This window comes from Vibrio sp. 704, from assembly GCF_033339295.1.
This window is the reverse complement of record NZ_JAWOUH010000829.1, coordinates 1-562: the sequence shown is the minus strand read 5'-3', so window position 1 is coordinate 562 and position 562 is coordinate 1. Positions and strand designations below refer to the sequence as shown.

The following is a 562-nucleotide window of genomic DNA, read 5'->3' as shown; positions in this document are numbered from 1 at the left end:
ACCCTATATCGTAGGTTTCACGCTAATCAGCATGGGTTTCTCAATGGGGTTTGGTGTGGCAATGAGTCAAGCGTTAAGTCAGTTCTCTCGCAAAGCTGGACTGGCAAGCTCTATGCTTGGCATAGGGCAGATTTCTTGGTCTGCACTTTACATTTGGTTAATGGCTACGTTAGGTGTGCCGGCCGTGATGATGTTAATGATAGCGTTGGTTGCTAGTGGCGTTATTGGACTCTCCATAATATTATTATTTCCAAATCATAACGTTAGTGAGCCTCATGAAGAAATCTCTTGCCCGACTTGATCTTAATTTACTGCTCACTCTGCAATTGCTACTGCAAGAGCAGAGTGTTACTAAAACGGCGAAAAAACTTAATGTGACTCCCTCAACCGTGAGTAAATCTTTAGGCAAATTGCGGGCTTGGTTTGATGACCCGCTTTTTGTGAATACGCCGCAAGGCCTAAAGCCAACAAATCTCGCGACAAACGTGCAAGTGCTGTTGTCAGACTGGATGCAGATCGGTAACCAGATAGTTTCACACCGAGGTGATGACGCGCCAAGTGG

General features: G+C 45.6%; 1 protein-coding gene and 1 pseudogene. Both read left to right on the top strand.

Annotated elements, in window-relative coordinates:
* Positions 1 to 301: pseudogene (locus R7R24_RS29375) on the top strand (multidrug transporter subunit MdtL); the annotation flags it as partial.
* Positions 276 to 562 (top strand): LysR family transcriptional regulator (locus R7R24_RS29370; protein WP_318120546.1); only part of this gene is annotated, 287 nt, incomplete at its 3' end. The pseudogene R7R24_RS29375 and the gene R7R24_RS29370, both read left to right, overlap by 26 nt.